The organism is Amycolatopsis sp. NPDC051373, from assembly GCF_040689465.1.
Classification (GTDB): Bacteria; Actinomycetota; Actinomycetes; order Mycobacteriales; family Pseudonocardiaceae; genus Amycolatopsis.
Genome location: NZ_JBFBAE010000009.1, coordinates 66,210 through 83,560, shown reverse-complemented (window position 1 = coordinate 83,560; position 17,351 = coordinate 66,210). Strand labels below are relative to the sequence as shown.

18 protein-coding genes and 1 pseudogene are annotated in these 17,351 nt (G+C 71.2%); 7 read left to right on the top strand and 12 right to left on the bottom strand.

Annotated features, from left to right (window positions below; all coding sequences use genetic code 11):
- The first annotated feature begins 3 nt into the window (after positions 1–3).
- Positions 4–363 carry a hypothetical protein gene (locus AB0383_RS18165; protein WP_366187944.1) on the top strand — a complete coding sequence of 120 codons (360 nt, stop codon included), beginning with the start codon at positions 4–6 and terminating at the stop codon, positions 361–363.
- Between the two features lie 88 nt (positions 364–451).
- Here AB0383_RS18165 and AB0383_RS18160 read toward each other — a convergent pair whose 3' ends face one another.
- Positions 452–1,756: an RICIN domain-containing protein gene (locus tag AB0383_RS18160; protein ID WP_366187943.1), complete on the bottom strand. Its 1,305-nt coding sequence runs from the start codon at positions 1,754–1,756 to the stop codon at positions 452–454.
- A 64-nt stretch (positions 1,757–1,820) separates the two neighbouring features.
- On the bottom strand, positions 1,821–3,665 hold the full coding sequence (locus AB0383_RS18155) for a glycoside hydrolase family 3 N-terminal domain-containing protein (RefSeq protein WP_366187942.1): 1,845 nt from the start codon (positions 3,663–3,665) through the stop codon (positions 1,821–1,823).
- Between the two features lie 167 nt (positions 3,666–3,832).
- On the opposite strand from AB0383_RS18155, the gene AB0383_RS18150 reads away from it, so the two are divergent.
- Complete coding sequence (locus AB0383_RS18150; RefSeq protein WP_366187941.1) at positions 3,833–4,612, top strand: hypothetical protein; 780 nt, start codon at positions 3,833–3,835, stop codon at positions 4,610–4,612.
- Here the strand turns inward: AB0383_RS18150 and AB0383_RS18145 are convergent.
- From AB0383_RS18145 to AB0383_RS18115, 7 genes and pseudogenes are all read right to left on the bottom strand, one after another.
- Entirely contained in the window at positions 4,609–5,097 is a 489-nt protein-coding gene (locus tag AB0383_RS18145; RefSeq protein WP_364180637.1) for a YbaB/EbfC family nucleoid-associated protein, read from the bottom strand. The two genes, AB0383_RS18150 and AB0383_RS18145, sit on opposite strands and share 4 nt — an antisense overlap.
- Positions 5,081–5,278, bottom strand: coding sequence for a hypothetical protein (locus AB0383_RS18140; protein WP_366187940.1), 198 nt, complete (start codon positions 5,276–5,278; stop codon positions 5,081–5,083). Before AB0383_RS18140 ends, AB0383_RS18145 begins: the two co-directional genes overlap by 17 nt.
- Positions 5,184–5,570: pseudogene (locus tag AB0383_RS18135) on the bottom strand (NlpC/P60 family protein); the annotation flags it as partial. The pseudogene AB0383_RS18135 and the gene AB0383_RS18140, both read right to left, overlap by 95 nt.
- A gap of 18 nt (positions 5,571–5,588) precedes the next feature.
- On the bottom strand, positions 5,589–6,386 hold the full coding sequence (locus AB0383_RS18130; RefSeq protein ID WP_366187939.1) for an NlpC/P60 family protein: 798 nt from the start codon (positions 6,384–6,386) through the stop codon (positions 5,589–5,591).
- The gene (locus AB0383_RS18125; RefSeq protein ID WP_366187938.1) at positions 6,383–6,736 is read right to left on the bottom strand and encodes a hypothetical protein; all 354 of its coding nucleotides are present in this window, start codon (positions 6,734–6,736) and stop codon (positions 6,383–6,385) included. Before AB0383_RS18125 ends, AB0383_RS18130 begins: the two co-directional genes overlap by 4 nt.
- Positions 6,737–6,780: 44 nt before the next feature.
- Complete coding sequence (locus AB0383_RS18120; RefSeq protein ID WP_354866922.1) at positions 6,781–7,581, bottom strand: thioredoxin domain-containing protein; 801 nt, start codon at positions 7,579–7,581, stop codon at positions 6,781–6,783.
- A gap of 5 nt (positions 7,582–7,586) precedes the next feature.
- Positions 7,587–8,132 (bottom strand): MauE/DoxX family redox-associated membrane protein, encoded by a 546-nt coding sequence (locus AB0383_RS18115; RefSeq protein WP_366188073.1) that lies wholly within the window; start codon positions 8,130–8,132, stop codon positions 7,587–7,589.
- 100 nt (positions 8,133–8,232) lie between these two features.
- Between AB0383_RS18115 and AB0383_RS18110 the strand changes: the two genes are divergently transcribed.
- The 4 genes from AB0383_RS18110 to AB0383_RS18095 all read left to right on the top strand — a co-directional run bounded on the left by AB0383_RS18110 (position 8,233) and on the right by AB0383_RS18095 (position 13,290).
- Positions 8,233–9,063 (top strand): glutamate ABC transporter substrate-binding protein, encoded by an 831-nt coding sequence (locus AB0383_RS18110; RefSeq protein ID WP_366187937.1) that lies wholly within the window; start codon positions 8,233–8,235, stop codon positions 9,061–9,063.
- Positions 9,060–11,483 carry an ATP-dependent helicase HrpB gene (gene hrpB, locus AB0383_RS18105; RefSeq protein ID WP_366187936.1) on the top strand — a complete coding sequence of 808 codons (2,424 nt, stop codon included), beginning with the start codon at positions 9,060–9,062 and terminating at the stop codon, positions 11,481–11,483. The genes AB0383_RS18110 and hrpB overlap by 4 nt, the downstream gene beginning before the upstream one ends.
- A gap of 104 nt (positions 11,484–11,587) precedes the next feature.
- Positions 11,588–12,502 (top strand): ATP-binding cassette domain-containing protein, encoded by a 915-nt coding sequence (locus AB0383_RS18100; RefSeq protein ID WP_366187935.1) that lies wholly within the window; start codon positions 11,588–11,590, stop codon positions 12,500–12,502.
- Positions 12,499–13,290: an ABC transporter permease gene (locus AB0383_RS18095; protein WP_366187934.1), complete on the top strand. Its 792-nt coding sequence runs from the start codon at positions 12,499–12,501 to the stop codon at positions 13,288–13,290. Before AB0383_RS18100 ends, AB0383_RS18095 begins: the two co-directional genes overlap by 4 nt.
- 38 nt (positions 13,291–13,328) lie before the next feature.
- Here the strand turns inward: AB0383_RS18095 and AB0383_RS18090 are convergent, their stop codons facing one another.
- A complete protein-coding gene (locus AB0383_RS18090; protein WP_364180871.1) occupies positions 13,329–13,826 on the bottom strand; it encodes a TetR/AcrR family transcriptional regulator in 498 nt (165 codons plus the stop codon).
- A 108-nt stretch (positions 13,827–13,934) separates the two neighbouring features.
- Here AB0383_RS18090 and AB0383_RS18085 point away from each other — a divergent pair, with 108 nt between their 5' ends.
- Entirely contained in the window at positions 13,935–15,062 is a 1,128-nt protein-coding gene (locus tag AB0383_RS18085; protein ID WP_364180624.1) for an FAD-dependent monooxygenase, read from the top strand.
- A 6-nt stretch (positions 15,063–15,068) separates the two neighbouring features.
- Here AB0383_RS18085 and AB0383_RS18080 read toward each other — a convergent pair whose 3' ends face one another.
- Together AB0383_RS18080 and AB0383_RS18075 are read right to left on the bottom strand one after the other, a co-directional pair.
- Positions 15,069–15,731 carry a response regulator transcription factor gene (locus AB0383_RS18080; protein WP_364180623.1) on the bottom strand — a complete coding sequence of 221 codons (663 nt, stop codon included), beginning with the start codon at positions 15,729–15,731 and terminating at the stop codon, positions 15,069–15,071.
- A complete protein-coding gene (locus AB0383_RS18075) occupies positions 15,728–17,290 on the bottom strand; it encodes a histidine kinase (protein ID WP_364180621.1) in 1,563 nt (520 codons plus the stop codon). The genes AB0383_RS18080 and AB0383_RS18075 overlap by 4 nt, the downstream gene beginning before the upstream one ends.
- Between the last annotated feature and the right edge of the window lie 61 nt (positions 17,291–17,351).

Here is a 17,351-nt window from a genome sequence, read left to right as displayed (position 1 = left end):
GGCGTGATCGAAACACTGGCCTTCGCCACCACGGTGGTCTGCGTGGCCGGCGGGCTCGCCGTGCTCGGCGCCGGGCTCGCCGGCCGCGACCGCCCTGAAAGGGCACTGCCGGCACTCGCCGTCGTGGAGCTGGCCCTCGTCGTCCAGGCCATCGCCGACGTCACCGGCCTCCTCGCCGGAGACCGCCCCGCCGAACCGGGCACGCACCTCGCCTATCTCGCGACGTCCCTCCTCCTGCTCCCCGTCGCCACGGCGTGGGCCGCCAACGAACAAGGCCGCTGGGCCGCCCTCGTCATCGCCGTCGCGCTCCTCGCGCTCGCCGTCGTCGTGATCCGCGCGCAAACCACTTGGCGACCGGCATGAAAAGGCCGCCCCGGGGCAGGAAACCCCGAGGCGGCCCCGGAGCCGGGCCAGCCGCCGCGTCAAGGCGGACCCGGCACGTACCGAAAACTCAAGCGATCTTGAACGACTGTGCCGCCCCGCCGTTGCAAGTGGCCTGCACGAGCCGCACGGAGTCGGCCGTCGAGCCGCCCGGCACCGTCAGGCACTTGCCGCTGTGCCGCGCGGTCAGGTGGTAGTAGCCGCCGCCCTCGGACACCGGCAGCCACTGCTGGTTGGCGCCATTGCTGTAGGACCACAGCTGAATGCCGGCGTTGTCCGCGGTGGACACATCCTGGACGTCGAGCACTTCCGCCGCGTTGCCGCGGTTGTTCACGCGCACGTACCCGTCGCTGGTCGGCTGGAACTGGTACTGCTGCGCGTTGGTGGCGTTGCAGGTGTACTGCTGCACCACGGTTCCGTTGGTCGTGCCCGCCGCGGCCGCGTCGACGCACTTGCCGGTGGCCTTGTTCACCACCGGGTACCACGCGCTGGACGAGATCCCACCGGCGGGCGGCGTGGTGCCGCCGTCACCGGTCGCGCCGCCGAGCCAGCGCAGGCCGTCGAGCACGAAGCGGTTCTGGTCGGGGCTGGCGAACGTCGACGACAGCGCGGTATTCGTGTCGTAGTTCATCTTGTTGTGGCCGAAGTTCGCGTAGATCATCTTGTAGCTCTTGTTCGTCCACATGATCGGGTAGTAGCCGCTGTACCACGTCTGCGACGGGTCGTCGCCGACCGGGAACGTGCCCGGGTCGAGCGAGGCCAGGATCGAGATGTTCGGGTTCTGGCGCAGATCCTTCTGCCAGGAGTACCACTCGCTGACCGACGACTGGATCGTCGCCGGCAGGTTCACCGTGGACGGGTGCGTGCGGTTCTCGATCTTCAGCGTCTCACCGGTCGGGCCCCACGAGTTGGAGACGAAGCGGCCGGTGCCGAGGAAGTCGTTGTGGAACCAGTTCGAATACGACGGCGACGAGCTGTCGTTGTACGCCGTCACGTGGAAGCCGAAGAACCCGCCGCCGGAGTCCATGTAGCGCTTGAACCCGTCGAACTGCGCCTGCGACTGCGGCTGGTCGTCGAGGAACATCACCACGGCGGCCTGCGAAGTGGTCAGCGAGGTGAGCTGGTTCCAGTTGTTGGTGGCCGTGAACGTGTAGCCGTTGGCCGCCGCCTGCTGCTGGAACCACGGGCGCGCTTCGTTTTCGAAGCTGATGTGCGCCGCGTCGTAGGTGCCGCTGTAGAACGCGAGCACTTTGAACGGCGTGGCCGCGGCAGCCTGTGGCGTGAGCGCGGGCGAACCGTACGCGAGGCCGAGGCACGCGGCGAAGAACACCAGCGCTTTCCCGGCCAGCCCGAACGGGCGTCGTTTGGCGAACATGGATGGTCCTTCCGGTGGGGAGGGGGCAGGGGGAGGGGAAGGAGAGGAGGAAGGGTTTACTTCTTCACCACGGGAAACGCTGGTGGTAGCGCAGCCCGTAGCCATAGGGGAACAGCGCGGGCTTCCCGTCGCCGACGTTGATCGGCTGCTGGTCGGCGCTGCGCATCCAGGTGACCGGCAGCTTGGCGGTCGGGTTGTAGTCGCCGAAGAGCACGTCGGCCACGCCCTGGCCTTCGCTGCCCGGCAGCCACGATTCGATCAGGCCGTCCCAGTCCGGCAGCTGCTTGGCGATGTCCAGCGGACGGCCCGACACGAGCACGACCACCGTCGGCACGCCCGAGTCGTGCAGCTTCTGCAGCGTCGCGAGGTCGGTGGCGTCGAGGCCCATGTCCCCCGGCCGGTCGCCCTTCGTCTCCGCGTACGGCGTCTCCCCCACCACGGCGACGGCGACGTCGTAGGACTTGTCGATCCCGCTGCCGTCCTTGCTGAAGGTGACGGTGGACGATTTCTTCACGGTCTTCTCGATGCCCTGCAGGATCGTCGTGCCCGGGATGACCGGTCCCGACGTGCCCTGCCAGCCGACGGTCCAGCCGCCGGCCTGGTTGCCGATGTCGTCGGCGCTCTTGCCCGCCACGAAGACCTTGTTGTGGCTCTTGTCGAGCGGCAACACGTTGTGTTCGTTCTTCAACAGCACCTGTGACTCCCGCACCGCCTGGCGCGCGAGGTTACGGTGTTCCTGACTTCCGATGGTGCCGAGGTAACGCCGGTCGGTGAGCGGATGTTCGAAAAGCCCCAGCTGGAACTTCTTCGTGAGGATGCGGCGGTTGGCGTCGTCGATGCGGGACATCGGCACCTTGCCGTCCTGCACGAGGGAGCGCAGGGTGTCGATGAACTTCTGCCAGTCGTAGGGCACCATCACCATGTCGATGCCGGCGTTGATCGACGCCTCGACCTCGTCGGGCGTGAAGCCGGTCTGGCCGTCGATCTTGTCGACGCCGTTGTAGTCCGAGACGACGATGCCGTCGAACCCGAGCTCCTTCTTGAGGACGTCGGTGACGAGGTATTTGTTGGCGTGCAGCTTCACGTCGTTCCAGCTCGAGTAGCTCACCATCACCGAGCCGACTCCGCGCTTCACCGCCTCCTTGAACGGCGGCAGGTGGATCGCACGCAGCTCCTGCTCGCTGAGCTGCGTGTTGCCCTCGTTGACGCCGCCGGTGGTGCCGCCGTCGCCCACGTAGTGCTTGGCCGTCGCCAGCACAGACGCCGGCCCGCCGAGCGAATGCCCTTGCAGCCCGGTGATGATCGACGTCATCTCCGTGGCGAGCTGCGGCACCTCGCCGAAGGATTCGTACGTGCGGCCCCAGCGATCGTTGCGGGCGACGCACAGGCACGGCGCGAAGTCCCAGTCGATGCCCGTGCCGGACACCTCTTCCGCCGTGGCGCGGCCGATCTTCTCCACCAGCTTCGGATCGCGCGACGCGCCGAGCCCGATGTTGTGCGGGAACACGGTCGCGCCGTACACGCCGTTGTGGCCGTGCACCGCGTCGACGCCGTAGATCAGCGGGATGCCCAGCGGCGTTGCCAGCGCGGCCTTCTGGAAGCCGTCGTACATGTCGGCCCACGTGACCGGCGTGTTCGGCGTGGGCTGCGAACTCCCGCCCGACAGCAGCGAGCCCAGCCGCGCCGTGGTCACGTCGGCGGGTGACTTCACGCCGAGCCGCTCGGCCTGCATCATCTGGCCGAGCTTGTCGTCGAGAGTCATGCGCTTCATCAAGTCGGCCACGCGCACCGAAACCGGCCGCCGCGCATCCTTGTAGCCGGGCTGGTTCCCGGCCAGCGCTGGCGCGTGCGCGCTCACCGTCAACGCCGCGGCCAGCACCCCCAGCGTGATCGAACGACCGACGCGCATCCGGCTACTCCTCGTCGAGAGACCAAACTTCACGTCTTGAATTAATACACAGCTTTCCCGAGTGGTCCAGACCTTGCGGACAAACCGGTTGCCGGTGACCGGGACCGCCGAAAGGGCGAACAATGCAGCGGTAGCGAGTAATCTGGCTCTCGGCCTGGGGAGGGACCATGACCCGGAAGTTCGTCGCGCCCGCACTCATCGTGCTCACCGTGCTGGTGATCGGTGCGCTCGTTTACACCTTCACGCGCGCGACGCCGAAAACCTCACCAGCCGCGGCACCGGACTGGATCACCACGGCGGCACCGGTCGACGGCGTCCGCCCGGGCGCGGACCCGGCCTCGGTCGTGATCCACGTGTCGCTGCCGGCCGGTGGCGCGGGCTGCTCGCGGTCACCGCGGGTGGAACCGCTCTCGGAAACACCGGACGAGCTGGCCACCGCCGTGAACGTCAACGTGGTCTTCGATTCGGCGAACCAGGCCTACGGCGGCTGCCCCACCAAGCAGCCGGCCGAAGTGCCGTTCACGCTCGCGGCCCCGCTCGGCGACCGCGCCCTCGTGCTGAACACCGAGGCCTGGCACCGCACCGGTACCACGTTCGCCCGCTGCGACAAGTTCCTCGGCTGCACCCCGCCCCCCGATCACTGCGCCGGACAGTGGGTGGACCGCGCGGTATTCGACCTCGACGTGCCGGTGAAGCACCTCAACGGCGTGCGCACGGTGCTCGCGTGCGACGGCAGCTGGCTGGTGCTCGACCTCGACCGCCACGTCGGCGACTGCCCGGCCGAAGGCACGAGCTGCGTCCCCGGTGCCGGGCCGATCCAGCGCATCGTCTATTCGTGGGACCCACGCGGCTGGAAGCTGGAAACCGGCACGAAAACCGGGACTTGCGACGAAATCCGGGCCGCACTGCCGAAGTTCCCCGCCGCGTTGTGCGCGAAGCTGCCCTAGTCCGACCAGGGTGACGCCTGGTCGAAGTAGGCGTCGTCTTCGGCGTTCGACGGTGGCCGGGTCGAGGTGCGCCGCGCCGGCGGGGCGAGGCGTTCCGCGCGCAGCCGCTGGAATTGTTCCACCGTCATGCCCGGGTCGTCGTCCGGGGAGCGCGCCGGGGCCGGTTGGCCGGACAGCTGCTCGATCAGCCAGGTGACGTCTTCACCCAGCTGGAGCGCGACTTTGTCGTAGCAGTCCTGTGTGGCCTCGACAATGGCCGGCCGCGTCACCTCGAGGATCAAGGCAGCGAGCCGCGCAGGGTCCGCGTCAATCACCGACGGCGCGAGCCACAGGCGGCGCAACGCGCCCAGTGCGTCGACGGTGGCCTCGACCGTGCCGTCGAGGGCGTGGGCCGAGCCGCGGGCGTCCGCCATCAAAGCAGCGACCTGGGACAGCGCGGCCTCGCGGGCGCGGGCCTGGTCGATCAGGTCACGAGTACTGGGCATCGGGATCATCCTCGCTGAGCCGTTCGTACCCCAGCGACGCCAGCTGGTCCTCCTCCAGCACCGGCGAAAGGACCTCGTTCATCCGGTCACCGGCACGTCGGGTGGCTCGACCGGACAACTCCATGATCAACGAAGCCAGCGCGTCCGAGCCGGAACGCAAGGCGGTGCGCGAAATCGTCAAGCCCACCAGCAAACCGCCAGGCGCCACCGACACGGCAACCCCGTGCGATTCCGCCTTGCCCACCACCGGGCCCGAACGCGTGAACCGCGCCCGAAGCCTCCACACCAGCGCGCGCGGAAGCGTCCGCGATGCGCGCGGCTTCCAGACCGACATCGAACTCAGCCACGAACCTCACCCACTGGTCGATCGACGGCACCTCCGCGCCCACAGTCTGCTGCCGGGCCGTGCGCGGCAGCTGCAAACCCGCGGCCTGGTACGACGTCATGGTCAACCCACTGCAGTCCAGCCCCTGCCCGCGCGCGGTGCCGCCTCACACGTACGGCACGCCGACCTGCGACAACGCGGCGCGCACGGCTTTCGCGGCCGTCTCGTTGGGCGCCTTGACCGTCCACCCGCCGGGCAGGTTGATGTCGACGCCCGTGCCCGGCTGCGGCGGGATCGCCACCGGCAGCCGGGGCTTCCCGGCGAACCCGCCAAACCCACCACCGCCACCGCCGGCGTGCGAGCCGTTGCTGTTGAACGACTGCGGCACGTGAGACGCCGAGCTGGTCGTGGTCGCGTCGGACCCACCCAGCTGCCGGCCCAACGAGGTCAGCTGGTCGATCGTCTGTTCCGAGAACGTTGCCGCCTGCCCGGTAAGCTGCCCGATCTTCGTCTGCAGCCGCAGCAGGATCTGCCGGGCCGCGGCCGCGCGGCTCTCCGGCGGCTGGATTCCGTTCACAGCCTGCAGTGCCTTCATCGACGCCGCGATTTCCCGCACGATCTGGTCGCGCACCTGGTCGTTGCGGATCTCGCCGACGTGCAGCGTCTGGGCCGCCGCGGCCGCGGCCTTGTCGATCTCGGCGCTCTCGTCGAGCAGGTCCTGGATCTCCTTCTCCAGGCCCTGCGACGTCGCGGTCGCGCGATCGGCGGTGCAGCCGGACGCGGAGTCGGCGAGCTGAGAGCGCTGCGAACCGGCTTGATCACTGACCTGGCCGACGGACGTCCGCAGCGCCAGGTGCCCGTCACGCGCGCCGTTGACGGCACCGGGGTCGTGCTTGAGCTTGGCCGCGAACTGGTTCGTGGTGTCCAGCCCGCCGCGCATGACCCGCTCGACCTCGGCGGTCACCGAAGCCTGCGGAGCGCGTCGCCGTGCTCCTCCTCCACCGCGGCGAAGTTGCCCTGCGTGCGCCGCGCGGCCTCGCCGACCTGGTGCCACCCACCGCCGAGGGCGTGCAGCCGCTGCTGCAGCGAACGCATGCGCGCGCCGTACGCGCCGGAGAAGCCGGACTCGTGGCCCATGTCGGAGAAATCGACCGTCACGTGCGGGGCGACGTGCCGCGAGTCCGCCTGCCGGACGTCGTCACCGAGTGGATCGACCTGGCGCGCGTACGTCTCGTAACCGCCGTCGTCGGCGTGAAACCAGAATGAAAACCCGACACAACCCGCCCCTCCCCTGAGCCGCGAGGGCCAGGTCAACGGACGGGTTGTGCCCGGACAGGCGAAATGACCGGATCAGGTGGTCAGCTGCCGGTGCCGTTCAGCACGCCGGTGAGCCAGTCGCCCTGGGTCGAGATGGCCTTGCCGTTGACCGCGACGGTCGGCGTGCCGAAGCCGTGCGCGCCGTTCGGGAAGTCCTGGGCCAGGTTCGGGTCGTTCTCCGTCTGCTGGAAAGCGGCCTGGATCTGCTGGTCGTAGGTCCCGGCGTTCACCGTCTGGTCGAACTTCGGGTCGGTGATGCCCAGGTCGTGGCCGAGCTTGATCAGCTGCGCCTTGTCGTAGCCACGGCCGCCCTCTTCCGGCTGGCTCTTGAACAGCGCGTCGTGGAACGCGGTGAACTTCTGCGACGAGACCGCGGCCAGCGCCGCGTTGGCCGAGTCGAGCGAGTAACCCGGTGGGTCCGAGTTCTCGTTCAACAGCGTCACCATGTGGTACCGCACGGTCAGCTGGCCGCTGTTGACCGCCTGCTCCATCTTCGGACCGTAGGTGTCCTGCAGCTGCTTGCAGTACGGGCACAGGAAGTCGGCGTACAGGTCGATGGTCTTGGGCGCGCCGGGCTTGCCGACGGAGACGACCACGCCGTCGAGCTTCTCGACCACGCCGGGGCCGAGCGTCGTGGACGTGGTCGGCGCGATGGCCGTGCCCTCGGTGGAGTTCTTGCTCGAGTTGATCCACACGACGCCGCCGATCACCACCGCGGCGACGACCACGACCGCCACGACGACGGCGATGATCTTGTTCCGGTCGCTCGAGGCACCCCTCGCCTGCGCGACCGACTTCGCGGCCTGCGCCTGGCGTTGGCGCTTCCGCGCTGCTTCACCCACGGTTCCTATTTCCCTTCAGCGATGCTCGGGGAGTACTCGTCCCCCAGCGCCGCGGAGCTCCCTGTCTCCGCGGAATCCTCCACAGCGGAATCCTCCACAGCCGCGCGCCGCCGTCCCCAGCCGAGCCAGCCGTCGACCGAGAAGAACGAACGCGGACGCACCATCAGCCACACGGCCAGCACCGCGAACCCGGTGTCGCGCAAGATCTCCTGCGGGTACTCGGTCTGGCCGGCGGCCACGTGCCCGCCGCCGCCGAAGCAGCCGCAGTCGATGCTCAGCCCGCGCGCCCACGACTGCGCGATGCCCGCCACGAGCACGGCCAGCATGACCAGCGCCACGGTGGCGACCCAGCGCGTGGCCAGCCCGAACAGCAGCAGCAGGCCCAGCACCAGCTCGACCAGCGGCAACGCGGTCGCGACCGGCCGGACCAGCGCGCTCGGCAGCACGTCGTAGGCCTGCACGGCGATGAACGTCTGCCCCGGCGAGGCCAGTTTTATGGCACCTGAAACGAGCCACACGGCCGCGAGCCCGAGACGGGCGAGGGTGCCGATGGTGTCGAGCGCGGGTTGGGACAGTCGTCGCACACGCTTAGGCTAGCCGCCGGACCTGAGAACTTCGTGAGTTGTCAACACCCACCGAGGGGAGGCGGGCATGCGAGTTCGCGCGGTGGTCGCCGCCCTGTTGTTGCTGGCCACGTGCGTGGCCTGCGGTCCAGGAACGGTTTCGCCCGGCGATTCGCTCGTCAAACGCGCGCGTGACGGTGACCACCTCACGATCGGGATCCGCTTCGACCAACCCGGCCTCTCCCAGCGCACGGTCGACGGCCGGTTCGTGGGCTTCGACGTGGACGTCGCCAAGTTCGTCGCCGGTGAGCTGGGCGTGGACCCGGCCCACATCGCGTGGCACGAGACCACGCCGGCCACGCGCGAGTCCGACCTCACCTCCGGCAGCGTCGACCTCGTGGTGGCCACGTACTCGATCACCGACAAGCGCAAGCAGCTCGTGTCGTTCGCCGGGCCGTACTTCGTGACCGGCCAGGACCTGCTGGTGCGGCGCACGTCGTCGGACATCACGGGCCCGGAGAGCCTCAACGGCCGACGGCTGTGCTCGGTCACCGGCTCGACGCCGGCGCAGCAGGTGCGGGACAAGTTCGCGCAGGCCGTGCAGCTCGTCGAGTACCCGCGGTACCCCGACTGCGTCACGGCCCTGCTCGCCGGTCAGGTCGACGCCGTGACCACCGACGCGGTGATCCTCGCCGGCTATGTCGCGCAGGACCCCGAGCTGCTGCGCGTGGTCGGGCACCCGTTCTCGACCGAGCGCTACGGCGTGGGCCTGCGCAAGGGCGACACCGAGGGCCAGCACGCCGTGGACGACGCCATCCGCAAGATGGTCTCGGACGGCGACTGGCTACGGTCGCTGGAGGCCAACATCGGCCCGTCGAACTACCCGTTGCCGAAGCCGCCGGAGATCACCGAGCAGTGAGCCGCCTGGAAAACCTGCCCGACCTGCCGGTGCGCGCGGTGCTGCCCGACGTGCTGGCGGCGCTCGCGGACCACGGCACCGCCGTGCTGGTCGCGCCGCCCGGCACCGGCAAGACCACCCTCGTGCCGCTCGCGCTGGAGGACGGCGGGGGCCGTGTCGTGGTCGCCGAACCGCGCCGCCTGGCCGCCCGAGCCGCGGCTTCGCGGATGGCCGCACTGCTGGGTGAACCCGTGGGCGAGACGGTCGGGTACTCCGTGCGCGGCGACCGGAAGGTGTCTGCGCGCACCCGGATCGAGGTCGTGACGTCCGGTCTGCTCGTGCGGCGCGTGCAGAACGACCCCGAGTTGGCCGGTGTGTCGACGGTGCTGCTCGACGAGTGCCACGAACGCCACCTCGACGCCGACCTGCTGCTCGCCCTCCTGCTCGACGTCCGCGCCGGCCTGCGCGACGACCTGCGGCTGCTCGCGACGTCGGCGACCGTCGCCGCCGGACGGCTCGCCGAGCTGCTCGGCGACGCACCCGTGGTGACCGCGCACGCCCGCACCTACCCCGTCGAGCTCACCTACCGCGCGCCCGTCCGCGGCGCGCGGATCGAGGCCACCGTGGCGTCGACGATCCGGCTGGCACTGTCCGAAGGGGACGGTGACGTGCTCGCGTTTCTGCCCGGCGCCGGGGAGATCGCGCGTACGGCCGCGCAGCTGGGCTCACTCGACGCCGACGTGCTGCCGCTGCACGGCCGCCTCACCGCCGCCCGGCAGGACGACGCGCTGCGGCCCCGCGACCGCCGGCGCGTGGTGCTGGCCACGGCCGTCGCGGAGTCGAGCCTCACCGTGCCCGGCGTGCGGTCCGTTGTGGACTCCGGGCTCGCCCGCGTGCCGCGAGTGGATCACCGGCGCGGCCTCGCCGGGCTGGCGACCGTGCGCGTGTCCGCGGCCGTCGCCGAGCAACGAGCCGGGCGCGCGGGCCGCGAAGCACCCGGCCGCGCGTACCGCTGCTGGCCGGAGCACGAGCAGGCGACGCTGCCCGCGTACCCCGAGCCGGAGATCCGCACGGCCGAGCTCGCGCGGTTCGCGCTGGAGCTCGCGTGCTGGTCGACCCCGGACGGCAGCGGCCTGGCCTGGTGGGACCCGCCGGGCGAGGGCGCGCTGGCCGCCGCCCGGACGTTGCTGGTCACGCTGGGCGCGACGACCGCCGACGGCACCATCACCCCGCGCGGACGCCGGATGGCCGACCTCGGCCTGCACCCGCGGCTCGCCCGCGCGCTGCTCGACGGATCCGCTGCCGTGGGTACGCGAGTGGCCGCCGAAGTCGTGGCGCTCCTCGACGCGGGAGCGCAGCTGACCGACGTCGAGGCCGAGCTGCGGCGCCTGCGCAGCGGCACGGACGACGCGGCGCGGCGGTGGAAAACGGAGGTCCGGCGGCTTTCGGGCTTGGTGAAATCCCCTGCCAGTACGGGCAAACCCGACGCCGCGTTGGTCGTCGCCCTGGCTCACCCCGAACGGCTCGCGAGGCGTCGCACGGGAGGCGCGCCCGTGTACCTCATGGCCGGCGGTACCGCGGCCGAGCTCCCCGCGGGCAGCGGTCTCGGCGACGCCGAATGGCTGGCCGTCGGCGAAGCCACGCGCGACCCCGGCCGCGTGCAGGGCACGATCCGGCTCGCCGCCGTCGCCGACGAAACCCTCGCCGTGCGGGCCGCCCCCGCCCTGGTGTCCGAAGTGGACGAAGTCGCGTGGGACGGCGACGTGGTGGCCCGGCACGTCCGCCGCCTCGGCGCCATCGTGCTGGCCGAACGCCCGCTGCGTTCACCGCAACCCGGGCTCGTGCACGAAGCCCTGGTCACCGGCCTGCGCACCGAAGGCCTGGGCCTGCTGCGCTGGAACGAAGACGGCCGGCGCCTGCGTGAGCGGATGGCGTTCCTGCACCGCGTGCTCGGCGCCCCGTGGCCGGCCGTCGACGACGACACCCTGTTGTCCGAAGTGGACAGCTGGCTCGACCTCTCCCGCGCCCGCCGCCGCACGGACCTCGCCACGGTCGACGCCGGCAGTGCCCTGCGCGGCCTGCTGCCGTGGCCCGAAGCCGCGCGCCTCGACGAGCTGGCGCCCGACCGCCTCGAAGTCCCGTCCGGCTCGCGTATACGCGTGGACTACACCGCCGACCAGCCCGTGCTCGCGGTGAAGCTGCAGGAGACCTTCGGGTGGACGGCCACCCCGACCGTCACCGACGGCCGCGTCCCGGTGCTGCTGCACCTGCTCTCCCCCGCCGGCCGGCCGGCCGCCGTGACGGCCGACCTGGAGTCGTTCTGGCGCACCGGGTACGCGGCCGTGCGCGCCGACCTGCGCGGCCGTTACCCGAAACACCCCTGGCCCGAGGACCCCGCGACGGCCACGCCGACGCGCCGCACCACCCGCAGGTCGCGCTGACCCCTGTCGAAGGTCGGGGGTAGCGCGAGCCGGAAGTCCGATGTCCGCGGCGCCCCTCGAATCGCAGACTTCCTACCCAAGGGATCGAACCCATGGGAGGGCACATGATCACGCTTCGCGGACTGACGAAGCGCTACGGGGAGAAGACTGTCGTCGACGGGCTCACGTGCGCCGTCGCACCCGGCAGCGTCACGGGGTTCCTCGGGCCGAACGGTTCGGGCAAGTCGACGACGATGCGCATGACGGTGGGCCTCGACCGGCCCACGGCGGGCAGTGTGCTGGTGAACGGCAAGCCCTACGCCGAGCTCAAGCACCCGCTGCGGGAGGTCGGCGCACTGCTCGAAGCCAAAGCGCTGCACCCGGGCCGCAGCGCCGGGCGGCACCTGCTCGCGATGGCGCGCAGCAACGGCATTCCCGCGTCGCGCGTCGAAGAGGTGCTCGCGACCGTCGGGCTCACCGACGTCGCCGGCAAGCGGGCGGGCCAGTTCTCGCTCGGCATGGGGCAGCGGCTGGGGATCGCGGGCGCGCTGCTCGGCGACCCCGGCGTGCTGATGTTCGACGAGCCGGTGAACGGCCTCGACCCCGACGGTGTGCGCTGGGTGCGTCAGCTCATGCGCTCGCTCGCCGAGGAGGGCCGCACGGTGTTCGTATCGAGCCACCTGATGAGCGAGATGCAGCTGACCGCCGACCACCTCGTGGTGATCGGCAAGGGAAAGCTGCTCGCCGACGCACCCGTCGACGAGTTCATCGCCGGCAACTCGCTCAGCTCGGTTTCGGTGCGCGTGCCGACGCCCGTCGAGCGCGACACGCTCGCGCGGCACCTGCTCACGCGCGGCGCGGCGGTTGAGCCAGGCGAGGCCGACGAGTTGGTGGTGACCGGCGCTGGCGTCGGCGAAGTCGGCGATCTCGCGCACGAGCTGGGCGTGCGGCTGCACGGTCTGGGTGAGCGGACGGCCTCGCTGGAGCAGGCGTACATGGAACTGACCGCTTCGTCGGTGGAATACGGGGTGACGGCATGACGACCACGCAGGTACGCGCGGGCGGCGGGCTTTCGGGGGCCGTCGCTTCGGAGTGGACGAAGTTCTGGTCGGTGCGCAGCACGTGGTGGAGCCTCGCCGGCGGGGTGCTGCTGATGCTGCTCTACAGCGGCGTGTCCGGGCTGTCGCAACGGCTGGGCGACACCGAACCACCGCAGGGCCCGCACGACATCGTGGTGAACGGCTCGATCTACCTCACCGAGTTCTGCGTGATCGCGGTGGCCACGCTGTTCGTCACCAGCGAATACGCCAGCGGCAGTATCCGCTCGACGCTGCAGTGGGTGCCGGTGCGCTCGACCTTGGCGCTCGCGAAGGCGGCCGTGCTGGTGCCGGTGCTCTTCGCCTACGGCGTGGTGGTGGCGCTGCTGGGCATGGCGACCTCGGCGGTGCTGATGCCGGGAGCGGCCGTGACGACGACGTTCGGCGACGGGTTCGCGGCGGCCGCGGGCATGGGGGCGTTCTTCGCGCTGCTGGGGGTGCTGTGCGCGGGCATCGGGTTCGCGCTGCGCAGCGCGGCGGGGACGATCGTGGTGACGATGGTGCTGCTGCTGCCGTTGCCGATGCTGCTTTCCGCTTATGTGACACCGGAAATCATGAACTACTTTCCGGCGTTCGCGGGGCTCAACGGAATGGTTCCCGCAGGGGAGACGAACCCGTTGCTGGGTGGGGTTTCGCCGTACTCGCCCTGGGTGGGAGTGCTGATCTGCCTGGTGTGGGCGGCGGCGGGCCTATTCCTCGGCACTTCGGTGCTGAAGCGGCGTGACGCCTGATTTCTTTGCCGGAGGGGCCCCGAGCGCGAGGGGCCCCGTCACCGGGTGAGGGGCAGGCCGAGTCCGGTGAGGACCGCGCGGGCGCCGTCGGCGAGTTCCTGCTTGCCAGGAGGATTTGTCGACCCGGTGCCGGCGAGCGCGTCGAAGATCGCGCCGTCGAGCCAGTTGAGCAGCACGCGGGTGTGCTGCTCAGCCCGCGGCGAACCGGCCGCCGCGAGCAGTTGGACGCAGCGGTCCCGGATTTCACGGCCGCCTTCGGCGTAGGCGGCGCGCAGCTCCGGGCGGCGCGTGGCTTCGAGCGCGAACTCGTAGCGGGCGAGCATGCGGGTGCGACCGGCGGTGATGGCGGCGTGGACCGTCGCGGCCAGCACGTCGGCGAGATCGCGCGCGTCGGGATCGATCACGGCCTGGTCGAGCTCCACCATTCGCGCCATGGCGAGCTCCAGCAGCGCGAGGCGGGTGCGCGCGTAGTACGACGTCGAGCCGGCCGGCAGACCCGCCGCCCGATCGACTGCGCGGTGGGTGAGCCCGCGCATGCCGTCGGCCGCGATCACCTCGATGGCCGCGTCGCCGATCGCCGAAATCCTGTCCACGATCACCACTCTACAGGTGTAGAGTCCTCTACAGACGTAGAGGAGGCGGTCATGCGACACGCGGTCGTGATCGGCGGCGGCATCGGGGGACTGTGCGCGGCGATCGGCCTGCACCGCACGGGCTGGCGAGTCACGGTGTACGAGCGCGCGCCGGAGCTCACCGGCATCGGCGCCGGGATTTCGATCTGGCCCAACGCGCAGCGGGCGCTCACGGAGCTGGGTGTCGAGGCGCCGCTGAGCCCGCAGCGCGACGGCGTCCTGCTCGACCCTCGCGGCCGGCGGCTCGCGGGCTGGGACATGAGCGCGTACGTCCGGCGCTACGGCCTGCCGCTCGCCGCGATCCACCGGGCGGACCTGATCGAGGCCCTGTGCTCGGTGCTGCCGGAGTCGAGCCTGCACACCGGCGTCGAGGTGCTCTCCGCCACGCCCGACGGCGTCGTCCACCATCCGAGCGGCTCGATCCGCGCCGACCTGGTCGTGGCCGCCGACGGCATCCACAGCCCCGTGCGGCAATCCCTGCACCCGCACGCTCGCCTCGCCTACAGCCGTGGCACGGCGTTCCGTGGCATCGCCGAGGTGCCGTCACGCTTGAGCACCGCTTGGGGCCGCGGCACGGAAGTGGGGATCCTGCCCCTGCTCGACGGGCGCGTGTACTGGTGGATCGCCGAGGCCCGCCCGGAAGGCCTCCGGCACGAGGACGTTCGCGCCTACCTGCTGGACACCTACGGCGACTGGCACGCCCCCGTGCGCTCCCTGATCACCGCGACGCCGGAGATCCTCCACCACGACCTCTACCACCTGGCCACCCCGCTGCCGACCTACGTCGCGGGTCGCCTCGCCCTCCTCGGCGACGCCGCCCACGCCATGCCGCCGTACCTCGGCCAAGGCGGCTGCCAGGGCATCGAGGACGCGGTCGTGCTGGCGGCTGCTTTGGCTTCGACCTCCGATGTGGCCGCGGGCCTGCGCGAGTACGACGCGATGCGCCGGGCGCGGAGCCAGCGCGTCTGGCGGACATCGATCCGGGCGGGCTCGCTGGGGCCGCTGCTGCGCAACCCGGTCGGGGCCGCCGTGCGCACCGCGGTGCTGCGACTGGCTCCGCCGTCGGCGATGGCTCGGGCGGAGAGCTGGATCAACGACTGGACCCCGCCGCGGCTGCCCCGCCCGGCTGACCTGTCGTAGGCGCCGTTACTCCGCTTCTCCCCCGACCAACCCCGCTTCGAAGGCCGTGATCGCCGCCTGGACGCGGTTGCGCGCGCCCAGGCGGGTGAGGATGGTGCTGACGTGGGCTTTGACCGTGCCTTCGACGACGAACATCCGCGAGGCGATGTCGGCGTTGGACAGGCCCGTCGCCAGGAGGGTCAGGACTTCGCGTTCGCGGGCCGTCAGAGCGGCGATGCGGTCGCGCGCCGCGGCGCCGCGGGTGAGGGCGCCGCCGGAGAGGCGGGCGATGACGCGGGACGCGACTTTCGGGGAGAGGAACGCGGCGCCGTCCGCGACGGCGTGGATGCCGGAGAGCAGTTCGCGCGGGTCGCCGGCCTTCAACAGGAACCCGCTGGCGCCGAAGCCCAGGGCGCGTTCGATGTAAGCGTCTTCGCCGAACGTCGTCAGGATGATCACGCCGACGTCCGGCAGCACGCGGCGGATCTCGGCGCCCGCGGCGAGGCCGTCGAGCACCGGCATGCGGATGTCGAGCAGCACCACGTCGGGGCGGGTGGCCAGCGCCTGGGCCACGGCTTCGCGGCCGTCGCAGGCCTCCGCGACGACCTCGATGTCCGCGTCGGCCGCCAGGATCGCAGCGACACCAGCGCGGATCATGGCCTCGTCGTCGGCCAGCAGCACCCGGATCACGGTTCGTCCTCACTGTAGAGATCCTTCGTCACGAGCCGGTCGCCCTCGAAGCAGAGCCGGATCGCGGCGTAGCGAACGTTCCACCAGCTGCGCGAAGTGCCGTAGTACTCGCACGTGCTCCCCGCGGGCTTCGGCGGCTCCCCGTACTGCGGTTTCGACAGCCTTTGCTGCGCAGGCAGCAGCGGCGCGATCGACGCCCGCGTCGCCCCGAGCCGGATCTGCTGGTAGACCCCCATTGACACCTGCGAGCCGTACCACTGCACGAGGAACGCCACCCCGCTTCCGCCGATCACCACGCCGAACAACGCCAGCGGGATCACGATCGCCTGCACCAGGCTGCGCCGCACGTCGCGCCGCGCCAGCTCCCACTCGCGCGCCGACTCGGACTGCTCGACGTCGGCGCCGTCCTCCGGAGCCGGCCCCGGAGCGGAGTCGTGCGGCAGCGTGGCCACGACCTCGAAGCCGCCGTCCGCGTTGGGTCCCGCCCGCAGCGCACCCCCGACCAGCCGCACGCGTTCGCGCAGCCCGATCAGCCCGCGTTTACCCGACGCCCCCGGCAACGGACCCGCGGGCGGCCGCGCGTTCCCCACCCGGATCTCGGTGCTCGCCGGCGAGCTGAGCACCCGCACGGTCACGGCCGCGCCCGGCGCGTGCTTGGCGACGTTCGTCACCGCCTCCTGAATCACGCGGTAGGCCGCCCGCGCGACCATCGGCGGCGTCGCCTCGAGACTGTCCACTTGCGACTCGATCAGCAGCCCCGACGCGCGGGCCCGCTCCAGCAGCTCCCCCAGGTCACCCTGTACGGGCTCGATGGGCGCCGCGTCCTCCCGCAGCACACCGATGATCTGGCGCAGCCGCTCGGTCGCCGTCGCGGCGTTGGCGCGCAGGTCACCGGCCGCGGCGCGCTGCGTATCGTCGAGACCACCCGCCACTTCGAGAGCGGCGGCGCGCACGGCGATGAGGCTCAGCTCGTGGCCCAGGGAATCGTGCATGTCGCTGGCGATCCGCGCGCGTTCACGCAGCCGGGCCTGGTCGGCGACGAGCTGCTGGCGGCTCTCCATCTCCTCCGCCCGCCGCCACCCCGCGCGCGCCAGCTCACGCCGCAGCCGCACGTGGCGCCCCAGCAGCCACGGCGCGACCCCCGCGAACGCGAGCACCCCCAGCATCGCGCCCCACGCGCCGAACCCCGCCGAGGGCAGCACCAGCGCCACGGGCAGTCCGGCCAGCGCGATCCCCGAACACGTCAGCACGGCCACGCGCACCTGCGTCATCCGCAGGCCGGCGAGGTACCCCACGGTGACCATGAGGAAGACCTCCCACACGGCCACGCGCCCGCCCCAGCCGAACGCCACCACCACGGCCGTGGCCATCGTGACGATCAGCGACACCGCCGGCAGCCGGCGCCACGCCGCGACCGACACGGTGGTGGCGGCCAGCCCGAAGATCAGCTCCCACGGGTTTGGGTTGTTCGAGGCGTCGATCGCGACGACGCCGGACAGGAAGACCCAGAGCAGGACGTCGAGCACCACCCGCCACCTGCGCCTGGTCACCTCCCTCATGGGCGCTGACGCTACAAGGCCCACGGCGGCGGTCACCACTGTCGAAAGTCAACCGCTGAGG

Excerpts from the sequence above, each read along its gene's own strand:
- AB0383_RS18090 (WP_364180871.1), bottom strand. The coding sequence starts at position 13,826 with ATGCGCGGGCTCACCCACCGCGCAGTCGATCGGGCGGCGGGTCTGCCG.
- AB0383_RS18160 (WP_366187943.1), bottom strand. The coding sequence starts at position 1,756 with ATGTTCGCCAAACGACGCCCGTTCGGGCTGGCCGGGAAAGCGCTGGTG.
- AB0383_RS18085 (WP_364180624.1), top strand. The coding sequence starts at position 13,935 with ATGCGACACGCGGTCGTGATCGGCGGCGGCATCGGGGGACTGTGCGCG.
- AB0383_RS18155 (WP_366187942.1), bottom strand. The coding sequence starts at position 3,665 with ATGCGCGTCGGTCGTTCGATCACGCTGGGGGTGCTGGCCGCGGCGTTG.
- AB0383_RS18145 (WP_364180637.1), bottom strand. The coding sequence starts at position 5,097 with ATGCCCAGTACTCGTGACCTGATCGACCAGGCCCGCGCCCGCGAGGCC.
- AB0383_RS18075 (WP_364180621.1), bottom strand. The coding sequence starts at position 17,290 with ATGAGGGAGGTGACCAGGCGCAGGTGGCGGGTGGTGCTCGACGTCCTG.
- AB0383_RS18150 (WP_366187941.1), top strand. The coding sequence starts at position 3,833 with ATGACCCGGAAGTTCGTCGCGCCCGCACTCATCGTGCTCACCGTGCTG.
- AB0383_RS18100 (WP_366187935.1), top strand. The coding sequence starts at position 11,588 with ATGATCACGCTTCGCGGACTGACGAAGCGCTACGGGGAGAAGACTGTC.
- AB0383_RS18095 (WP_366187934.1), top strand. The coding sequence starts at position 12,499 with ATGACGACCACGCAGGTACGCGCGGGCGGCGGGCTTTCGGGGGCCGTC.
- AB0383_RS18110 (WP_366187937.1), top strand. The coding sequence starts at position 8,233 with ATGCGAGTTCGCGCGGTGGTCGCCGCCCTGTTGTTGCTGGCCACGTGC.